Origin of the sequence: Micromonospora sp. NPDC049359 (assembly GCF_044466585.1) — a bacterium.
Lineage (GTDB): Bacteria > Actinomycetota > Actinomycetes > Mycobacteriales > Micromonosporaceae > Micromonospora.
The window spans coordinates 14,564-32,158 of sequence record NZ_JBITMW010000021.1 but is presented as its reverse complement, the minus strand read 5'-3'; the positions used below and the strand labels follow the sequence as shown (position 1 = coordinate 32,158).

Below are 17,595 nucleotides of genomic sequence, written 5' to 3'. Positions count from 1 at the left end.
CAACAATGATCGAGCACGATCTTGGCGGATCGGGACCGGTCAGTGCCGCGACTCGGCCCACCGGGGGTCACGGCCGAGGTAGGAGAGCAGCGCGCTCACGTCGTCGGCTTCCGCTCCCGGGTCGAGCGCCGCCGCGTACGCGCCGTAGGACCGCAGCGGCTCGACGATCTGCCGCGCGACCTCGAACAGGGGGCGGGCCAGGTCGTCGTGGAGCGGGGACGGCTGACCGGTGGCCACCGCGATGTCCCAGGCGTGCACCGCCGCGTCGAGGGCGGCGGCGACGGCAGCCAGGTGGGCCGGCAGCGCGCCGTGCGGCAGCGGTGTCGGCACCTGCGGATCCTCGTCGGCGACGCCCACCCAGGCGAGGGCGGACGCGTCGAGGGCGGCGTACAGGCCGGTCAGCTTGTCCCCCTCGATCCGCCCGGAGGGCGCGAACGGGTCCTCCTCCGGCCCCGATCCGCCGGTGATCGCCGCGACGTAGGCGAGCTGGTCGCCGGTCGCGTGCTGGAGCACCTGGGTGACCGTCCACCGCTCGCAGGGGGTGGAGAGGTCCCAGGCCTCGGCCGGGATCCCCTCGGCGGTCGTCCGCAGCGCCCGGTGCGCCTCGTCGAGCACGATCCGCCACTGTCCCGCTGCCGTCTCGTTCATTGTCCCGACCCTCTCCGCTGATCCGCCGAGTTTCCCCGTGAAACGGAACGTTCCGCTCCGTGTCAAACTCAGCTTAGCAGACCGGAACGATCCGTTCCACAATAGATTTCACCTCTAAACACGACGAGCGCGGCACCCCGGAGGGCACCGCGCTCGAACGGAGAAGGTCGGGAGTCGGGGTCAGACGTTGAAGCCGAGGGAACGGAGCTGGTCCCGACCCTCGTCGGTGATCTTGTCCGGGCCCCACGGCGGGAGCCACACCCAGTTGATCCGGATGTCGTTGACCAGGCCGCCACCGGGGCCGGTGGTGAGGGCCTGCCGGGCCTGGTCCTCGATCACGTCGGTCAGCGGGCACGCCGCCGAGGTGAGCGTCATGTCCAGGGTCGCGACGTTCTCGTCGTCGACGTGCACCCCGTACACCAGGCCCAGGTCGACCACGTTGATGCCCAACTCCGGGTCGACGACGTCCTTCATCGCCTCCTCGATGTCGGCGATCATGGCCTTGCTGACGCCACCCGCCGGGGCGGCGGCGTCGCCACTCACCGCGCCGGTCTGCGCCGCGACGGTGTCGCCGGCCTCCGGCGTCGCCGCAGTAGCCGTATCCTCGCTGCTCATGCCTTCACCTCCGGGCTCACGCCCACACCGGCGCGTGCCGCGGCGTCCTTGAACGCCATCCACGGCAGCAGCGCGCACTTGACCCGGGCGGGATAGCGGGCCACGCCCGCGAAAGCGACCCCGTCACCGAGTACGTCCTCGTCCGGCGTGACCTGGCCACGTCCGGACATCAACTCGACGAACGCCTCGTGCACCTCGAATGCTTCCCCGGCGCCCCGACCGCGCAGCAGTTCGTGCAGGACGCTCGCCGAGGCCTGGCTGATCGAGCAACCCATGCCGTCGTACGAGATGTCGTGCAGAACGGTGCCGTCGGTGGCCACCCGGACGGTGACCTCGTCACCGCAGGTCGGGTTGACGTGGTGCGCCTCGGCGACCTGGTCGCCCGGGTCGTCGGCGTCACGCAGGCCCCGCCCGTGCGGGTGCTTGTAGTGATCCAGGATGATCTCCTGGTAGAGCTGGTCGAGCTGCACCATCAGTCGAACACCTTCCGTACCTGCTCCAGACCGCCCACCAGGGCGTCGATCTCCCCGGTGGTGGTGTAGAGGTAGAACGACGCCCGGGTCATCGCCGGAACGCCGAACCGGCTGCACACCGGCTTCGCGCAGTGGTGACCCACCCGCACCTGCACGCCCAGCGAGTCGAGCACCTGGCCCACATCGTGCGGGTGCACGTCACCGAGGGCGAACGAGATGGTGCCGCCCCGGCCGATCGGTACGGTCGGGCCGAAGATCCGCAGGTCGGGCACCGACCCGAGGGCGTCCAGCGCGTACGCCGTCAGCTCCTTCTCGTGCCACTGGATGGCCGGCATGCCGATCCCGGTGAGGTAGTCGACCGCCGCGCCGAGCGCGACCGCCTCGGCGATCGGCGGAGTTCCCGCCTCGAAGCGGGCCGGCGGGGCGGCGAACGTCGACCGGGCCATGGTCACCGTCTCGATCATCGAGCCGCCGCCCATCACCGGCGGCATGGCCGCCAGCAGCTCGCCCCGGCCCCAGAGCACGCCGATGCCGGTCGGACCGAGCATCTTGTGCCCGGTGAACACGATGTAGTCGGCGTCGAGGTCGACCACGTCGATGGGCAGGTGCGGCACCGACTGCGAGCAGTCCAGCAGCAGCAGCGCGCCCACCTCACGGACCCGCGCGGTGATCCGGGAGGTGGCGTTGACGGTGCCCAGGATGTTCGACATGTGCACCAGCGAGACGATCTTCGTCCGTTCGGTGACCAGATCTTCCAGGCCCGACTCGTCCAACCGGCCCTGGTCGGTGACCGGGAACCAGCGCAGGGTCGCGCCGGTGCGCTCGCAGAGCAGCTGCCACGGGACGATGTTCGAGTGGTGCTCCATCTCGGAGATCACCACCTCGTCCCCGGGGCCGAGCCGGAACCGCGGGTCGCCGTCCGGACGCAGCGAGGCGTTGGAGAAGGCGTACGCCACGATGTTGATCGCCTCGGTGGAGTTCTTGGTGAACACCACCTCGTCGACGCTCGGGGCGTTGATGAACGCGGCGAGCTTGGCCCGCGCCCCCTCGTACGCCTCGGTGGCCTCGGTGCCCAGCGTGTGCACCGAGCGCGAGACGTTGGCGTTGTGCCGCGCGTAGTGCTCGTCGAGCACGGCGAGCACCTGACGCGGTTTGTGCGAGGTGTTGGCGCTGTCGAGGTAGACCAGCGGGTGCCCGTTGATCTCCCGGTCGAGGATCGGGAAGTCGGCGCGCACCCGGGCCACGTCGAAACGCGGCACGTCGTCGTACTGCGGCATCCCCTCGGGGATCGCGATGCTGGTCATCTCGACAGCGCCTCTCGCACTCAGGCCTTGGCCGAACCGGCCCCGGCGGCGTACCGCTCGTAACCCTCGGCCTCGAGCTTGTCGGCAAGCTCCGGGCCGCCCTGCTCGACGATCCGACCGGCGACGAAGACGTGCACGTGGTCCGGCTTGATGTAGCGCAGGATCCGCGTGTAGTGGGTGATCAGCAGCACGCCGGTGTCGCCGGTGTCGCGGACCCGGTTGACGCCCTCGCTGACCACGCGCAGCGCGTCCACGTCGAGACCCGAGTCGGTCTCGTCGAGGATGGCGATCTTCGGCTTGAGCAGCTCCAGCTGGACGATCTCGTGCCGCTTCTTCTCACCGCCGGAGAAGCCCTCGTTGACGTTGCGCTGGGCGAACGCCGGATCCATCTGCAGGCGCTCCATCGCGCCGCGCAGCTCGCCGCCCCAGGTGCGCAGCTTCGGCGCCTCGCCGTCGATGGCGGTCTTCGCGGTGCGCAGGAAGTTCGCCACCGAGACGCCGGGGACCTCGACCGGGTACTGCATGGCCAGGAAGAGGCCGGCGCGAGCGCGCTCGTCGACGGTCATGGCGAGGACGTCCTCGCCGTCGAGGGTCACCGAGCCGCCGGTGATCTCGTACTTGGGGTGGCCGGCGATCGAGTACGCCAGGGTGGACTTGCCGGAGCCGTTGGGGCCCATGATGGCGTGGGTCTCACCGGACTTCACAGTCAGGTTGACGCCGGCCAGGATCGGCTTGAGCTCACCCTCGGGCAGCTTGACCGACACCTTCAGGTCGCGGATCTCCAGGGTGCTCATTATCGGGTCACTCCATTACTCGGCGTCAGGCTCAGGTAGATGTCGCCGTCGCGGACTTCGACGGGGTAGACGGGTACGGGTTCGGTGGCGGGCAGGCCGGTCGGCGCGCCGGTGCGCAGGTCGAAGCGCGAGCCGTGCAGCCAGCACTCCAGCGTGCAGCCGTCGACCTCACCCTCGGAGAGGGCGACGGCGGCGTGCGAGCACTCGTCGTACGCGGCGTAGAACTCGCCGTCCTCACCGTGCACCAGGGCGATCGGGGTGCCGTCGACGTCCGCTCTGATGGCGGTGCCCTTCGGCACGTCCTCGGTGGAGCAGATCCGGATCATCAGGCGCCGGCCTTGCTGAGCCGGGCCTCGATCGCGTCGCCCAGGCGCTCGCGCAGCGACTCCACCGGGATCTTGTTGATCACCTCGGCGAAGAAGCCACGGACCACCAGGCGACGGGCCTCACCCTCCGGGATACCCCGGGCCATCAGGTAGAACAACTGCTCGTCGTCGAAGCGGCCGGTCGCGCTGGCATGGCCAGCGCCGGCGATCTCGCCGGTCTCGATCTCCAGATTGGGTACGGAGTCCGCGCGCGCGCCATCGGTGAGCAGCAGGTTCCGGTTGATCTCGTACGTGTCGGTGCCGGTCGCCTCGGCCTGGATCAGCACGTCGCCGACCCAGACGGTGTGCGCGTCCGCGCCCTGCAGCGCGCCCCGGTAGCCGACGTAGCTGCGGCAGTCCGGCACGTTGTGGTCGACGAGCTGCCGGTGCTCCAGGTGCTGGCCGCCATCGGCGAAGTAGACGCCGTACAGCTCGGCCTCGCCGCCCCGACCGGTGTACTCCACCGAGGTGAACTGCCGGACCAGGTCCCCGCCCAGGGACACCTGGATGTGGATGACCTTGGCGTCCCGACCCAGCCTGACCTTCAGGTGCTGGGCCTGGACCGCGTCGTCGGCCCAGTCGGCGACGGTGACCAGGGTCAGCTTCGCGCCGTCGGCCACGACCACCTCGACGTTGTCGGCCAGGGTGGCCGATCCGACGTGCTCCAGCACCAGGGTCGCCTCGGCGAAGCGGCCGATCTCGACGAACGTGTGCCCGAACGCCGGCTGCCCCGCGCCCGTGCCGACCACCCGCAGGCCCACCGACTGGCCGAGCACCACGTCCGGGGCCACCCGCACCAACAGGGCCTCGGCGGCAGCGCCGTACGCCAGCGCGCTGACCCGGTCCACCGGAGTGAGCACGCTGCCGATCCGCTCGTCGTCGCGGCCGATCCGGCTGATGGCCACGCCCTCGGGCAGGTCGCCGTACTCGTGCCGGACCGTGCCGGTCTCGGCCGGCACGTCGCCCGAGAGGCCGCGGAGGCGCTTGAGCGGGGTGAAGCGCCAGTCCTCCTCCAGGCCGGTGAGGGCCGGGAAGTCGGCGACGTCGTACGAGCGCAGCGCCTGCGACTTGGTGCTGGGCGGCGGCGCGGAAGCCTGGGTAGTCATGTCTTCCTTGGTCTGTCTGTTCCGTGACGGCGAGGTTGGGCTTCGTGCGGGCGGGCCGGCGTCGCCGGCCCGCCACGCGGGGAACGGCGGCGTCAGCCGACCGCGCCCTCCATCTGGAGTTCGATCAGGCGGTTCAGCTCCAGGGCGTACTCCATCGGGAGTTCCTTGGCGATCGGCTCGATGAAGCCGCGCACGATCATCGCCATCGCCTCGTCCTCGCTCAGGCCCCGGCTCATCAGGTAGAAGAGCTGGTCGTCGCTGATCTTGGAGACGGTCGCCTCGTGGCCCATCGACACGTCGTCCTCGCGGATGTCGACGTACGGGTACGTGTCGGAGCGGGAGATGGTGTCGACCAGCAGCGCGTCGCACTTGACCGTGCTGCGGCTGTGGTGCGAGCCCTCCAGCACCTGCACCAGACCCCGGTACGAGGTGCGGCCGCCGCCCCGGGCGATCGACTTGGAGATGATGCTCGAAGAGGTGTGCGGAGCCGCGTGCACCATCTTGGCGCCGGCGTCCTGGTGCTGACCCTCGCCGGCCATCGCCACCGAGAGCACCTCGCCCTTGGCGTGCTCGCCGGTCATGTAGACCGCCGGGTACTTCATGGTCACCTTGGAGCCGATGTTGCCGTCGACCCACTCCATGGTCGCGCCCTCGTGGCAGACGGCGCGCTTGGTGACCAGGTTGTAGACGTTGTTCGACCAGTTCTGGATGGTCGTGTAGCGGCAGCGCGCGTTCTTCTTGACGATGATCTCCACTACCGCGCTGTGCAGCGAGTCGGAGGAGTAGAGCGGCGCGGTGCAGCCCTCGACGTAGTGCACGTACGCGCCCTCGTCGACGATGATCAGCGTCCGCTCGAACTGGCCCATGTTCTCCGTGTTGATCCGGAAGTAGGCCTGCAGCGGGATCTCCACGTGCACGCCCTTCGGCACGTAGATGAACGAGCCACCGGACCACACGGAGGTGTTCAGCGCGGCGAACTTGTTGTCGCCGACCGGGATCACCGTGCCGAAGTACTCCTTGAAGACGTCCTCGTGCTCCCGCAGCGCGGTGTCGGTGTCCAGGAAGATGACGCCCTGCTCCTCAAGGTCCTCACGGATCTTGTGGTAGACGACCTCCGACTCGTACTGCGCCGCGACACCCGCGACCAGCCGCTGCTTCTCGGCCTCCGGGATGCCCAGCCGGTCGTACGTGTTCTTGATGTCCTCGGGCAGGTCCTCCCAGCTGGTGGCCTGCTTCTCGGTGGACCGCACGAAGTACTTGATGTTGTCGAAGTCGATGCCGGTGAGGTCCGCGCCCCAGGCCGGCATCGGCTTGCGGCCGAACAGCCGCAGGCCCTTCAGGCGCAGGTCGAGCATCCAGGCCGGCTCGTTCTTCTTGGCCGAGATGTCCCGCACCACCGCCTCGTTGATGCCGCGCTGGGCAACCGCCCCGGCGGCGTCCGGGTCGGACCAGCCGTACTCGTAGCGACCCAGGGCGGCGAGCTGCTCTTCCTGGGTCAGGGGCTGGACGATCTGCTCGGTCATCTATCTGTCCTCACAGTGGTGACGGGATTACCGGATGAAGCACGGCCCGGCTGGGTCGGGATGTGCGTGGTGCACACCCCGTCGCCGTGCGCGATGGTGGCCAGGCGCTGCACGTGGGTGCCGACCAGACGGGAGATAACCGCGGTCTCGGCCTCGCACAGCTGAGGAAACTCGGCGGCCACGTGCGCCACCGGGCAGTGGTGCTGACAGAGCTGGCCGCCGGAGGCGATCGTGGTCGCGTTGGCAGCGTAACCCTCGGCGGTCAGCGCTCCGGCGAGCGCCTCGGCCCGCGCGAGAGGGTCGTCGCCGGCGTCCTCCATGGCGGCGCGACAGCGCGACTCGAGCGCGGAGACCTGCTCGGCCGCGAACGTCTCGACCGCGTCCGCACCACCGTTGCGGGCGATCCAGCGCAGCGCCGCTGTGGCCATGTTGTCGTAGTGGTGTGTGCCACAGCGAACCCGAGCCGCCTCGGTCAGGACGAACACCTTGGCCGGACGACCCCGACCCCGGCTGCCCTGCACCGCCTGCTCGCGGGCGACGACGTCACCGTCGGCGAGCATCGCGTCCAGGTGCCGGCGGATCGCCGCCGGGCTGAGGCCGAGCGCGAGACCGAGCTGCGCGGCGGTCGTCGCGCCCCGCTCCAGGAGCAACTGGGTGACGCGGTCCCGGGTGGAGGTCTCCGTCGCGGAGCCACCCAGTACGGACGGCGAGGCCCCGACGAGGGCGGACGCGGACGCGCCGACGGCCGGGACAGCCGCCGGCTGGTGCCCGGAGAGCGCCGCCGCGTTTTTCACAACGCCAACGTTACGTAATTGCCCGGAGGGTCGCAAACCCGGGCCCCGGTGATCCGAACCACCGAGCCGACGGAGTCGGACGGACCTCGATCACTACAGTGCGTAGGATTTGCGCCGTGAACCGATTCGTCCGTCCGGTATCCAGCGTCCTGCTGCGCCGCCTCGCGCTCGCCTCGATCATCGCGAACGTGGCCATCGTCGTCACCGGCGGGGCGGTCCGGCTGACCGCATCGGGCCTCGGCTGCCCCACCTGGCCCCGGTGCACCGACGACTCGTACGTCACCACACCCGAAATGGGCGTGTACGGCGTGATCGAGTTCAGCAACCGGATGCTGACCTTCGCGGTCGGTCTCATCGCGCTGGCCACCGTGCTGGCAGTGCTGATCCACCGGCCCCGCCGGCCCGGGCTCCTCGCGCTGTCCGTCGCCGTGTTCCTGGGCATCCCCGCCCAGGCGGTGATCGGCGGCATCACGGTGCTCACCAACCTCAACCCGTGGGTGGTGGGGCTGCATTTCCTCTCCTCGATGGCGGTGATCGCCGCCGCGTACGCCCTCTGGCGGCGGATCGGCGACCCGGACGGCCCGACGGTCGCCGCGGTGCCCACTCCCCTGCGCGCGCTCGCCCGGATCACCACCGGCGTCACCGTCGCGGTACTGGTGATCGGCACCTGGGTCACCGGCAGCGGCCCACACGCCGGCGACCACGGCGCGGCCCGCAACGGCCTGGACCCGGAGGCCATCTCCCAGGTCCACGCCGACGGGGTATTCCTGTTGATCGGCCTGTCGGTGGCGCTCATCTTCGCGTTCCGCGCGGCGGAGGCGCGGCGGGCCACCCGGGCCGCCGTCGTCCTGGTCGCGGTGGAGTTGGGTCAGGGACTCATCGGCTTCGTGCAGTACTTCACCCACGTGCCGGCGCTCCTGGTCGGCGCGCACATGCTGGGCTCGTGCCTGGTGCTACTGGCCGCCCTGTCCGTCCAGTGGTCCACCCGCGAACGCCACCCGGTCCCCCCGGCACCCCAGCCCACCCCAGCGCCAGAAGCCCAACCCGTCCCCGCCTGACCCCCGCGCCCCGGCCCACCCCCGCGCCCCGCCCCGCGCGCCTCGCCGGGCCCCGCGCCAAGCACGCCCCGCCCTACACGCGTCGATCTTGCACTTACGAACGCCGAAGTGCCCATATTCGCGCGATAGGTCGGGACAGAAAGTGCAAGATCGGCGCGATGGGCGAGACGTGCGGGGCGCAGCCCTTGCGTCCTGCGCCCGCCGGTGTCCCCTCTCGGGTGCACGCCTGCGCCTCGCGCGCTGTCGTGCGTCCGCGCCTGCGCGCCGCCCCGCCTGCGCTATCGCGTCTGCACGCCTGCCCAAGATTTACGCAAGTTCAGGGTTGTTGCTGCCTCCGGGACGCGGGAGGCAGCAACATCCCCGAAGTTGCGCGGATCTTGACGAGGGGCGAGAGGGGCGAGGACCGAGAGGTGGGAGGGGCGAAGGGCGATAGGTGCGCGGGTGCGCGGGTGCGCGGGTGCGCGGGTGCGCGGGTGCGCGGGTGCGCGGGTGCGCGGGTGCGCGGGTGCGCGGGTGCGCGGGTGCGCGAGGACTGGCGGGCGTCGCGACAGAGCCGGCGCGGCGGCGGGGCACCCCGCAGGGCTCATGGTCACGCTCGAACCAGGATGTAGTGGCATCGACGTGTCCGCGATACCACTACATCCTGGATGCAGCGCGACCTTGCGGGCGCCGCCGCCGTCGAGGCGGTGCTGGGCCAGCCGCCAACGTCGAGGCAGCGCCGCATCGGCGCCCCGCCCGGCATCCGCGCACCTCCAGGGCGGTCACCGCCTCGCCACGCCACGACACGGCACGACACGACACGGCACGGCACCCACGCCACGGCACGGCACCCACGCCAGGGCACGGCACGGCACGCCACGGCACGCCACGACGCGGCACGGCACGCCACGACGCGGCACGCCACGGCACGGCACGGCACGGCACGCCACGGCACGGCACGGCACGCCACGGCAGGGCGCGACACGGCACGGCGCGACACGCCACGCCACGGAGCTCGTAGGGGGCACGCCGGGACACCGCCCTACCTCGACGTGGTCAGGCCGGGTGGGTCAGGTGGGTGGCGATCGCGGTGGCCAGGCGGTCGGGGGCGTTCTCGGCGTACCCGAGGAAGAGCGACGGCTCGGTCAGCTCCAACTCGACCAGGACCGGGTCGCCGGCCGGGCCGGAGATCAGATCCACGCGGGCGTAGAGCAACTGCCGGGTGCCGCCGGGGACCGCCGCTAGGGTCCGGTCCGCGACGGCCAACTGCTCGACCGCGGCGGTGCGGGCGGTGATCTCCTCGGCCTTGTACAGCTCGTCCGGACCGAGGTCGGGGCCGGTCAACATGGCGCCCTTGCGGATGGCGTGGCTGAACGCGAGACCGTCCGGGCCGGCCAGGAAGAGCAGCGCGGTCTCGCCCTCGGTGTCGACGGCGCTCAGGTACGGCTGGACCATCGTCGTCCGGCCGGCGGCCGAGAGGCGACGTACGTGCGCGTCGGCGAGGGCCCGGTGCTCCGGGTCGGCCAGGTCGTAACGGCCGGTGTCCTGGCTACCGGAGCTGACCGCCGGTTTGATCACGTACTCGCCGGTGTCGGCGGGCGGCGACCAGCTCGCGCCCGGCTCGACCCAGGCGGTCGGCACGGTGGGTACGCCGGCGGCGCTCAGCTCGCCGAGGTAGCGCTTGTCGGTGTTCCACCGCACCACGTCGGCGGGGTTGACCAGGGTGGGCACCGTGGCGGCCCAGGCGACGAACTCGTCGCGGCGCAGCGCGTAGTCCCACGGCGAGCGGAGCACGACAAGGTCGTACGCGGACCAGTCGACGTCCGGGTCGTCCCAGACCGCCGCTTCGGCGATGATCCCCCGCGCGGCGAGCGGGTCGAGGACGAGGCGGTCGTCGGGGTCAAGGTCGACCAGGCGGGAGCAGGTAACGAGAGCGACCCGGGGTTCCCCCCGGGTCGACTGGTGGTGGTTGGTCAATCCAGCTAGCTATCTCAGCGGGCCATCGTGCGCCGGGCCATCGACCGCCAGAGGTCGTTGCTCGGTCGCATCTGGTCCATCAGTTCACGCTCCCAGGCGTTCTCGACGGTGACTCCCGCCTTGGCGCACGCCTCCCGGGCCGTGACGGTGTCCTCGGCGAACTGGTCGCCCCACTCACCGTCGGCGCCCACGAGGACGATCCGCGCGCCGCGCTTACCGACGTACTCGATGACGGCCTTCGCGCCGCCGTGCCCGGCGGCGAACGACTTGAGACCCGCGACCAGACCCTGCGGGGCCTGCTCGCCGGAGCTCTGCTCGGCCGTCAGCGTCGTATCGGAACCATCTGCCATGACGCGAAGCCTAAGCAGAGTTCCACTCGCGCGGGCGAGAACCATGAAGCTTTTGTGATGCCAATTACCTAGAGGTTTAAGGAACAGCAGGGACACTTTGTCCGCTTAAATCAGGACTTTCCCGCCTCAACTTCCGGAGCAAACCAGGCTGCAACTCCCGCAGGTTGAGCCGATCCGACTCATGCCGAAAGTTACTCTGATGTGACGTTAAAGCGGGACAACTCATCCATGACGGTGACTGTTCGCAGGATTGGCGGCGAAACGCGGGCCGCGCGCCGGGCGGCGTCAGATCAGCGCGTCGAGCGCGACGGCCACGAACACGATCGTCAGGTACGTCGTGGACCAGTGGAACAGCCGCATCGGCTTGACCGCTTCGCCGCGCGTCGCCCGCCGGCAGAGCTTGTGCGCCTCAAGGATGAAGATGGCGCCCACCACCAGGGTCGGCACGCCGTAGATCGCGCTGAGCCCCAGCGGCCAGACCGCCAGGGAGGTGAGCACCGTGAGCCAGGCGAAGATCAGAATCTCGGCGTTCACCCGACGGGTCGAGGCCACCACGGGCAGCATCGGGATGCCGGCGCGGGCGTAGTCGTCCTTGTACTTCATGGCGAGCGGGTAGAAGTGCGGCATCTGCCAGAAGAAGACCACCGCGAACAGCGCCCAGGCCGCCGGAGCGAGCCCACCGGTGACCGCCGCCCAGCCGATGAGCACCGGCGCCGCGCCGCAGGCCCCACCCCAGAACGTGTTCGTCGGGGTGGAGCGCTTGAGCCACATGGTGTAGACGACGTCGTAGTAGACGATCGCGGCGAGCGTCAGCCCCGCGGCGAGCAGATTGGTGAACGCCGCCATCAGGACGATCGAGACCGCCGCCAGCACCAGACCGAAGACCAGCGCGTTACGGGGCGACACGGTGTGCGCCGGCAGCGGACGCCGCTTGGTGCGCCGCATCAACTGGTCGATGTCGCGGTCGATGTAGCAGTTGAGGACGCTGGCCGCCCCGGCCGCGAGCGAGCCACCGACGAGCACGACAGCCATCAGCCACAGCGACGGCAGGCCGCCCTCGGCGAGCATCATCGCCGGGACGGTGGTGACCAACAGCAGTTCGACGATGCGCGGCTTGGTCAGCGCCACGTACGACGACACGATCGCGCGCACGTCCCGCCGCGCCACCGGACCCTCGGCCGCCCGTGCCGGGGGCTGCCCGGCGGGGTTGCTCGCGGGGCGCTCGGTGATCATGCTCACGGATTGCCACCTTCCGGCATCGGCACGGGGAGATCGGATCGGCGGGGCCCCGCTCGGGCACCGCACACCGACCCACACACTACGCGTCGTCGTTTTGGCTGCCCGGCCGACCCGACAACGGTGCGGGCCGTCACACCACCGGGTTGAACGACCTGGGCCGCCGTCACGTACCGCACACCATGCGAGATCCCCGGGCGGACGTTTAGTCACGCTCGATAGGGTCACCAGTGAGGGTTCCGCCCATCTGCCGAGGAGCACAACCATCGTGGCTGCCAACCGACCCGAGCACTCCGCACTCAACTGGTCCGACCTCGATCGCCGGGCCGTCGACACCGTCCGCGTGCTGGCCATGGATGCCGTGGAGAAATCCGGCAACGGCCACCCGGGCACCGCGATGAGCCTCGCGCCCGCGGCCTATCTTCTCTTCAACCGGGTCATGCGGCACAACCCGGCCGACCCGAACTGGCCCGGCCGGGACCGGTTCGTGCTCTCCGCCGGCCACTCCAGCCTGACGCTCTACATCCAGCTCTTCCTCTCCGGCTACCCGCTGAGCCTGGACGACCTGAAGTCGCTGCGCCAGTGGGGCTCGATGACCCCGGGCCACCCGGAGCACGGCCACACGCCGGGCGTCGAGACCACCACCGGCCCGCTCGGGCAGGGTCTGGGCAACGCCGTCGGCATGGCCATGGCGGCCCGCCGCGAGCGGGGCCTATTCGACCCGGAGGCCGAGCCGGGCACGTCGGTCTTCGACCACAACATCTGGTGCATCGCCTCCGACGGCGACATCGAGGAGGGCATCAGCCACGAGGCCAGCGCCCTCGCCGGGCACCAGCAGCTGGGCAGCCTCACGCTGATCTACGACGACAACGAGATCTCGATCGAGGACGACACCCGGATCGCCAAGAGCGAGGACGTGGCGGCCCGCTACGAGGCGTACGGCTGGCACGTGCAGACCGTCGACTGGCGCAGCGGGGACGCCGACCAGGGCGACTACCACGAGAACGTCGAGGCGCTGTACGACGCGCTGGTGGCCGCCAAGGCGGAGACCACCCGCCCCTCGTTCATCGCGCTGCGCACCATCATCGGTTGGCCCGCGCCCAACAAGCAGAACACCGGCAAGATCCACGGCTCCGCGCTCGGCGCCGACGAGGTCAAGGCCACCAAGCGCATCCTCGGCTTCGACCCGGAGCAGACCTTCCAGGTCGACGAGGAGGTGCTGGGTCACGCCCGCACGGTGATGGGTCGCGGCTCGGACGCCGAGCAGGCGTGGACCGCGTCGTTCGACGCCTGGAAGAAGGCCAACCCCGAGCGCACCGCGCTCTACGAGCGGCTCGCCGGCCGGGTGCTGCCCGACGGCTGGACCGACGCGCTGCCGGTCTTCCCCGCCGACGCCAAGGGTGTGGCCACCCGGGCCGCGTCCGGCAAGGTGCTGGAGGCGCTCGCGCCGGTGCTGCCGGAGCTGTGGGGCGGCTCGGCCGACCTGGCCGAGAGCAACAACACCACCATGAAGGGCGAGCCGTCGTTCATCCCGGCCTCGCACGCCACCAAGGACTTCCCGGGCCACGAGTACGGCCGCACGCTGCACTTCGGCATCCGTGAGCACGCCATGGGCGCGATCCTGAACGGCATCGCCCTGCACGGCGGCACCCGCCCGTACGGCGGCACGTTCCTGGTGTTCAGCGACTACATGCGCCCCTCGGTGCGGCTGGCCGCGCTGATGAAGCTGCCCGTGACGTACGTCTGGACGCACGACTCGATCGGTCTGGGCGAGGACGGCCCGACCCACCAGCCGGTGGAGCACCTGACCGCGCTGCGCGCCATCCCGGGCCTGGACGTGGTCCGCCCGGCGGACGGCAACGAGACGGTGTGGGCCTGGCGGCAGGCGCTGGAGCACACCGACCGACCGACCGCGCTGGCGCTGAGCCGCCAGGCCCTGCCGACCCTGGACCGGGAGGTTCTGGGCGATGCGTCAGGTGTGGCCAAGGGCGGTTACGTGCTGGCCGAGGCGTCCAACGGCAAGCCCCAGGTGATCATCATCGGCACCGGGTCCGAGGTGCAGCTCGCCCTGACCGCCCGGGAGCGGCTGGAGGCCGACGGCACCCCGACCCGGGTGGTCTCGATGCCCTGCCAGGAGTGGTTCTACGAGCAGGATGAGGCGTACCGGGAGTCGGTGCTCCCGCGTGGGGTAAAGGCACGGGTGAGCGTGGAGGCGGGCATCGCGATGTCCTGGCGCGGGATCGTCGGCGACCTGGGCGAGAGCGTCAGCATCGAGCACTACGGCGCGAGCGCCCCGCACACCGTGCTCTTCGAGCAGTTCGGGTTCACCCCCGACCGGATCGTGGCGGCGGCGCACGCCTCGCTGGCCCGGGTGGGCGACATCACCGGTTTCACCACCGGCAACTGAGGGAGCGTAAACGGCATGACCGACAAGCTGAATGAGCTCACCGCCGCGGGTGTGGCGGTCTGGCTCGACGATCTCTCCCGGGTGCGTCTGAGCTCCGGCGGGCTGGACCAGCTCCGCCGCGAGAAGCACGTGGCCGGGGTCACCACCAACCCGACGATCTTCGCAAAGGCGCTCAGCGACGCCGACGAGTACAACTGGCAGCTTCGCGACCTGGCCACCCGTGGCGTGGACGTCGAAGAGGCCGTCCGGATGCTCACCACGTACGACGTACGGTGGGCGTGCGACGTGATGCGCCCGTCCTACGACGGCAGCGCCGGCGTGGACGGCCGGGTCTCCATCGAGGTGGACCCGCGCAGCGCGCACGACGCCGACAAGACGGTCGCCGAGGCCAAGGCGCTGTGGTGGCTGGTCGACCGGCCCAACCTCTTCATCAAGATCCCGGCCACCGAGGAGGGCCTGTCGGCGATCGCCGACACGCTCGCCGAGGGGATCAGCGTCAACGTGACGCTGATCTTCGGCCTGGACCGCTACTCGGCGGTGATGGAGGCGTTCCTGGCCGGCCTGGAGCGGGCCAAGGCCAACGGTCACGACCTGTCCACCATCGGCTCGGTCGCGTCGTTCTTCGTCTCCCGGGTGGATTCCGAGGTCGACAAGAGGCTCGAGAAGATCGGCTCGGACCAGGCCAAGGCGCTGCGCGGCAAGGCCGCCGTGGCCAACGCGCAGCTCGCGTACGAGCGGTACACCGAGGTCTTCTCCTCGGACCGCTGGAAGGCGCTCGAGGCCGCCGGCGCGCACCCGCAGCGGCCGCTGTGGGCCTCCACCTCGACGAAGAACCCGGACTACCGGGACGTCATCTACGTCGAGGAGCTGATCGCCGCCGGAACGGTCAACACCATGCCGGAGTCGGTCATCCACGCGTACGCCGATCACGGCGAGACCCGCGGCGACACCGTCACCGGGTCCTACGACGCGGCCCGGAAGGTCTTCGCGGACCTGGAGTCGGTCGGGGTGGACATGGCGGACGTGATCGTCACCCTGGAGCGCGAGGGCGTGGAGAAGTTCGAGGCGAGCTGGCAGGAGCTGCTCGACGGCGTCAGCAAGTCGCTGAAGGCCGCGGCGAAGGGCCAGGGTGCGCCGAACAAGGCCGCCGAAGGCAACGCCAAGGCCGCCGAGAAGGCCGGTGGCGCGTGAGCGAGCCGATCAGCACCCAGCGAAGTGGAGTGGCGGCATGAGCGAGCGCAGCGAGCGAATCGGCAAGCCCAGCGTGAAGGCGCCTCATGACGGCACGGAACGAAGTGGAGTGGCGGCATGAGTGATCTTCTTGCCGGGCCGGCGGAGGCCGCCGCCGGGCTCGCCGTCTACGGCGCGGACGCGGTCGACAAGGCCGCGCCCGCCTCGACCCGGGAGGCGCTGGTCAAGGCCGGCGTCCCCGGGCGGCTGGCCGCCAAGGACACGACCCTGTGGGGTTCGGACGCCGAGGCCGAGGCGAAGATCCGGCTCGGTTGGGTGGATACCCACCAGCGCAGCCGGGAGCTGCTGGCGCAGCTCGCCGAGCTGAAGGCGGAGCTGGCCGACCTGGACCACGTCGTGCTCGCCGGCATGGGTGGCTCGTCGCTCGCCCCCGAGGTCATCACGCGGACCCTGGGCCGGCCGTTGACGGTGCTGGACACCACCGACCCGGGCCAGGTCCGGGCGGCCCTCGGTGACCGGCTGGAACGCACCGTGGTGGTGGTCGCCAGCAAGTCCGGCTCGACGGTGGAGACCGACAGCCACCGCCGCGCCTACTGGCAGGCGTTCCTGGACGCCGGGATGACCGAGGCGGAGGCCGGCCGGCACTTCGTCATCGTCACCGACCCGGGCTCGCCGCTGGAGGCGACCGCGACCGAGATGGGCGCGTTCACCGTGCTCGCCGACCCGAACGTGGGCGGCCGGTACTCGGCGCTGACCGCGTTCGGGCTGGTGCCGTCCGCGCTGGCCGGCGTCGACGTGTCGGAGCTGATCGACCAGGCCGACGCGTTGGCCCGGTCGCTCGCCGCCGACAGCGACAACCCGGCGCTGGCGCTGGGCGCCGCGCTGGGCGCCGCCGCCACGCTGGCCCGCGACAAGGTCGCCCTGGTGTCCGACGGCACCGGCATCGACGGTCTGGGCGACTGGGCCGAGCAGCTCATCGCCGAGTCGACCGGCAAGGCCGGCGTGGGCATCCTGCCGGTGGTCGTGGAGTCACCGCAGAGCCCCGGCGCGACCGGCCCCGACGTGCTGACCGTCAGCTACGGCGGCGCGCTGGCCGCCGGTGACGTGCCCGGCGGCGGCGCCGACCCGGACGTGGCCGTCAACGGCCCGCTCGGCGCGCAGTTCCTGGCCTGGGAGTACGCCACCGCGGTGGCCGGCGTGGTGCTCGGCATCGACCCGTTCAACCAGCCGAACGTCACCGAGTCCAAGGAGAACACCAACAAGATCCTGGCCTCGGGGCTGCCGACGGAGGAGCCGTCGTTCACCGAGGGCGCGATCGAGGTGTACGCGCCGCAGGGCGCCCCGGGTGACCTGGCCGGGGTGCTGCGGTGGCTGCTCGACGGGCTGGGCGACGACGGTTACCTCGCGGTGATGGCGTACCTCGACCGGTTCGCCGACGCCGACACGGCCGGGTTGCGGCCGTTGCTGGCCGGCGCGTCCGGCCGGCCGGTCACCTTCGGCTGGGGGCCGCGGTTCCTGCACTCCACCGGCCAATACCACAAGGGCGGCCCGCAGGTGGGCAGCTACCTGCAGGTGACCGGCGCGGTCGCGGAGGACCTGGACGTGCCGGGCAAGCCGTACACCTTCGGCGAGTTGCAGGCGGCGCAGGCCGCCGGCGACCGGCAGGCCCTCGCCGGCCGGGACCGGCCGGTGCTGCGACTGCACCTGACCGACCGGGCCGCCGGGGTCGCCCAACTGCTCGACGCGGCCGGTCAGCTGCGCACGTGAGGATGGAC

The 17,595-nt window shown here is 70.9% G+C and carries 16 protein-coding genes; 4 read left to right on the top strand and 12 right to left on the bottom strand.

Features of this window, described 5'->3' with window-relative positions:
- Positions 1 to 39: 39 nt before the first annotated feature.
- The 9 genes from ACIBTX_RS32070 to ACIBTX_RS32030 all read right to left on the bottom strand — a co-directional run bounded on the left by ACIBTX_RS32070 (position 40) and on the right by ACIBTX_RS32030 (position 7,526).
- On the bottom strand, positions 40 to 648 hold the full coding sequence (locus ACIBTX_RS32070; protein WP_357134316.1) for a TIGR03086 family metal-binding protein: 609 nt from the start codon (positions 646 to 648) through the stop codon (positions 40 to 42).
- Between the two features lie 180 nt (positions 649 to 828).
- Complete coding sequence (locus ACIBTX_RS32065) at positions 829 to 1,263, bottom strand: metal-sulfur cluster assembly factor (protein ID WP_357134314.1); 435 nt, start codon at positions 1,261 to 1,263, stop codon at positions 829 to 831.
- Positions 1,260 to 1,733 carry a Fe-S cluster assembly sulfur transfer protein SufU gene (gene sufU, locus ACIBTX_RS32060; RefSeq protein ID WP_355049630.1) on the bottom strand — a complete coding sequence of 158 codons (474 nt, stop codon included), beginning with the start codon at positions 1,731 to 1,733 and terminating at the stop codon, positions 1,260 to 1,262. The genes ACIBTX_RS32065 and sufU overlap by 4 nt, the downstream gene beginning before the upstream one ends.
- Before the next feature lie 2 nt (positions 1,734 to 1,735).
- Complete coding sequence (locus tag ACIBTX_RS32055) at positions 1,736 to 3,040, bottom strand: cysteine desulfurase (RefSeq protein WP_357134312.1); 1,305 nt, start codon at positions 3,038 to 3,040, stop codon at positions 1,736 to 1,738.
- 20 nt (positions 3,041 to 3,060) lie between these two features.
- Positions 3,061 to 3,834 carry a Fe-S cluster assembly ATPase SufC gene (sufC, locus tag ACIBTX_RS32050; RefSeq protein WP_357134310.1) on the bottom strand — a complete coding sequence of 258 codons (774 nt, stop codon included), beginning with the start codon at positions 3,832 to 3,834 and terminating at the stop codon, positions 3,061 to 3,063.
- The gene (locus tag ACIBTX_RS32045; RefSeq protein ID WP_357134308.1) at positions 3,834 to 4,160 is read right to left on the bottom strand and encodes a non-heme iron oxygenase ferredoxin subunit; all 327 of its coding nucleotides are present in this window, start codon (positions 4,158 to 4,160) and stop codon (positions 3,834 to 3,836) included. The genes sufC and ACIBTX_RS32045 overlap by 1 nt, the downstream gene beginning before the upstream one ends.
- Complete coding sequence (sufD, locus tag ACIBTX_RS32040) at positions 4,160 to 5,305, bottom strand: Fe-S cluster assembly protein SufD (RefSeq protein WP_357170852.1); 1,146 nt, start codon at positions 5,303 to 5,305, stop codon at positions 4,160 to 4,162. The genes ACIBTX_RS32045 and sufD overlap by 1 nt, the downstream gene beginning before the upstream one ends.
- Before the next feature lie 92 nt (positions 5,306 to 5,397).
- Positions 5,398 to 6,828, bottom strand: coding sequence for a Fe-S cluster assembly protein SufB (gene sufB / locus ACIBTX_RS32035; RefSeq protein WP_357134304.1), 1,431 nt, complete (start codon positions 6,826 to 6,828; stop codon positions 5,398 to 5,400).
- Positions 6,825 to 7,526, bottom strand: a complete 702-nt coding sequence (locus ACIBTX_RS32030) for a helix-turn-helix transcriptional regulator (protein WP_396833395.1) — start codon at positions 7,524 to 7,526, stop codon at positions 6,825 to 6,827. The genes sufB and ACIBTX_RS32030 overlap by 4 nt, the downstream gene beginning before the upstream one ends.
- 212 nt (positions 7,527 to 7,738) lie before the next feature.
- Between ACIBTX_RS32030 and ACIBTX_RS32025 the strand changes: the two genes are divergently transcribed.
- Complete coding sequence (locus ACIBTX_RS32025; RefSeq protein ID WP_396833387.1) at positions 7,739 to 8,680, top strand: heme A synthase; 942 nt, start codon at positions 7,739 to 7,741, stop codon at positions 8,678 to 8,680.
- A gap of 1,035 nt (positions 8,681 to 9,715) precedes the next feature.
- Here the strand turns inward: ACIBTX_RS32025 and ACIBTX_RS32020 are convergent.
- The 3 genes from ACIBTX_RS32020 to ACIBTX_RS32010 all read right to left on the bottom strand — a co-directional run bounded on the left by ACIBTX_RS32020 (position 9,716) and on the right by ACIBTX_RS32010 (position 12,225).
- A complete protein-coding gene (locus ACIBTX_RS32020; RefSeq protein ID WP_357134298.1) occupies positions 9,716 to 10,636 on the bottom strand; it encodes a hypothetical protein in 921 nt (306 codons plus the stop codon).
- Positions 10,637 to 10,650: 14 nt separating this feature from the next.
- Positions 10,651 to 10,986: a hypothetical protein gene (locus ACIBTX_RS32015; protein ID WP_357134296.1), complete on the bottom strand. Its 336-nt coding sequence runs from the start codon at positions 10,984 to 10,986 to the stop codon at positions 10,651 to 10,653.
- Between the two features lie 285 nt (positions 10,987 to 11,271).
- Complete coding sequence (locus ACIBTX_RS32010) at positions 11,272 to 12,225, bottom strand: heme o synthase (protein ID WP_357134294.1); 954 nt, start codon at positions 12,223 to 12,225, stop codon at positions 11,272 to 11,274.
- A 265-nt stretch (positions 12,226 to 12,490) separates the two neighbouring features.
- On the opposite strand from ACIBTX_RS32010, the gene tkt reads away from it, so the two are divergent.
- The 3 genes from tkt to ACIBTX_RS31995 all read left to right on the top strand — a co-directional run bounded on the left by tkt (position 12,491) and on the right by ACIBTX_RS31995 (position 17,587).
- Positions 12,491 to 14,629 carry a transketolase gene (gene tkt / locus ACIBTX_RS32005; RefSeq protein ID WP_357134292.1) on the top strand — a complete coding sequence of 713 codons (2,139 nt, stop codon included), beginning with the start codon at positions 12,491 to 12,493 and terminating at the stop codon, positions 14,627 to 14,629.
- A 15-nt stretch (positions 14,630 to 14,644) separates the two neighbouring features.
- Positions 14,645 to 15,820, top strand: a complete 1,176-nt coding sequence (gene tal / locus ACIBTX_RS32000; RefSeq protein WP_357134290.1) for a transaldolase — start codon at positions 14,645 to 14,647, stop codon at positions 15,818 to 15,820.
- Positions 15,821 to 15,937: 117 nt separating this feature from the next.
- On the top strand, positions 15,938 to 17,587 hold the full coding sequence (locus ACIBTX_RS31995) for a glucose-6-phosphate isomerase (protein ID WP_357134288.1): 1,650 nt from the start codon (positions 15,938 to 15,940) through the stop codon (positions 17,585 to 17,587).
- Positions 17,588 to 17,595 lie beyond the last annotated feature (8 nt).

What these genes read in the sequence shown, in the direction of transcription:
- sufB (WP_357134304.1), bottom strand. Translation starts at nt 6,828, where the DNA reads ATGACCGAGCAGATCGTCCAGCCCCTGACCCAGGAAGAGCAGCTCGCC.
- ACIBTX_RS32065 (WP_357134314.1), bottom strand. Translation starts at nt 1,263, where the DNA reads ATGAGCAGCGAGGATACGGCTACTGCGGCGACGCCGGAGGCCGGCGAC.
- tal (WP_357134290.1), top strand. Translation starts at nt 14,645, where the DNA reads ATGACCGACAAGCTGAATGAGCTCACCGCCGCGGGTGTGGCGGTCTGG.
- ACIBTX_RS32055 (WP_357134312.1), bottom strand. Translation starts at nt 3,040, where the DNA reads ATGACCAGCATCGCGATCCCCGAGGGGATGCCGCAGTACGACGACGTG.
- ACIBTX_RS31995 (WP_357134288.1), top strand. Translation starts at nt 15,938, where the DNA reads ATGAGTGATCTTCTTGCCGGGCCGGCGGAGGCCGCCGCCGGGCTCGCC.
- sufD (WP_357170852.1), bottom strand. Translation starts at nt 5,305, where the DNA reads ATGACTACCCAGGCTTCCGCGCCGCCGCCCAGCACCAAGTCGCAGGCG.
- ACIBTX_RS32045 (WP_357134308.1), bottom strand. Translation starts at nt 4,160, where the DNA reads ATGATCCGGATCTGCTCCACCGAGGACGTGCCGAAGGGCACCGCCATC.
- ACIBTX_RS32015 (WP_357134296.1), bottom strand. Translation starts at nt 10,986, where the DNA reads ATGGCAGATGGTTCCGATACGACGCTGACGGCCGAGCAGAGCTCCGGC.
- sufC (WP_357134310.1), bottom strand. Translation starts at nt 3,834, where the DNA reads ATGAGCACCCTGGAGATCCGCGACCTGAAGGTGTCGGTCAAGCTGCCC.
- ACIBTX_RS32070 (WP_357134316.1), bottom strand. Translation starts at nt 648, where the DNA reads ATGAACGAGACGGCAGCGGGACAGTGGCGGATCGTGCTCGACGAGGCG.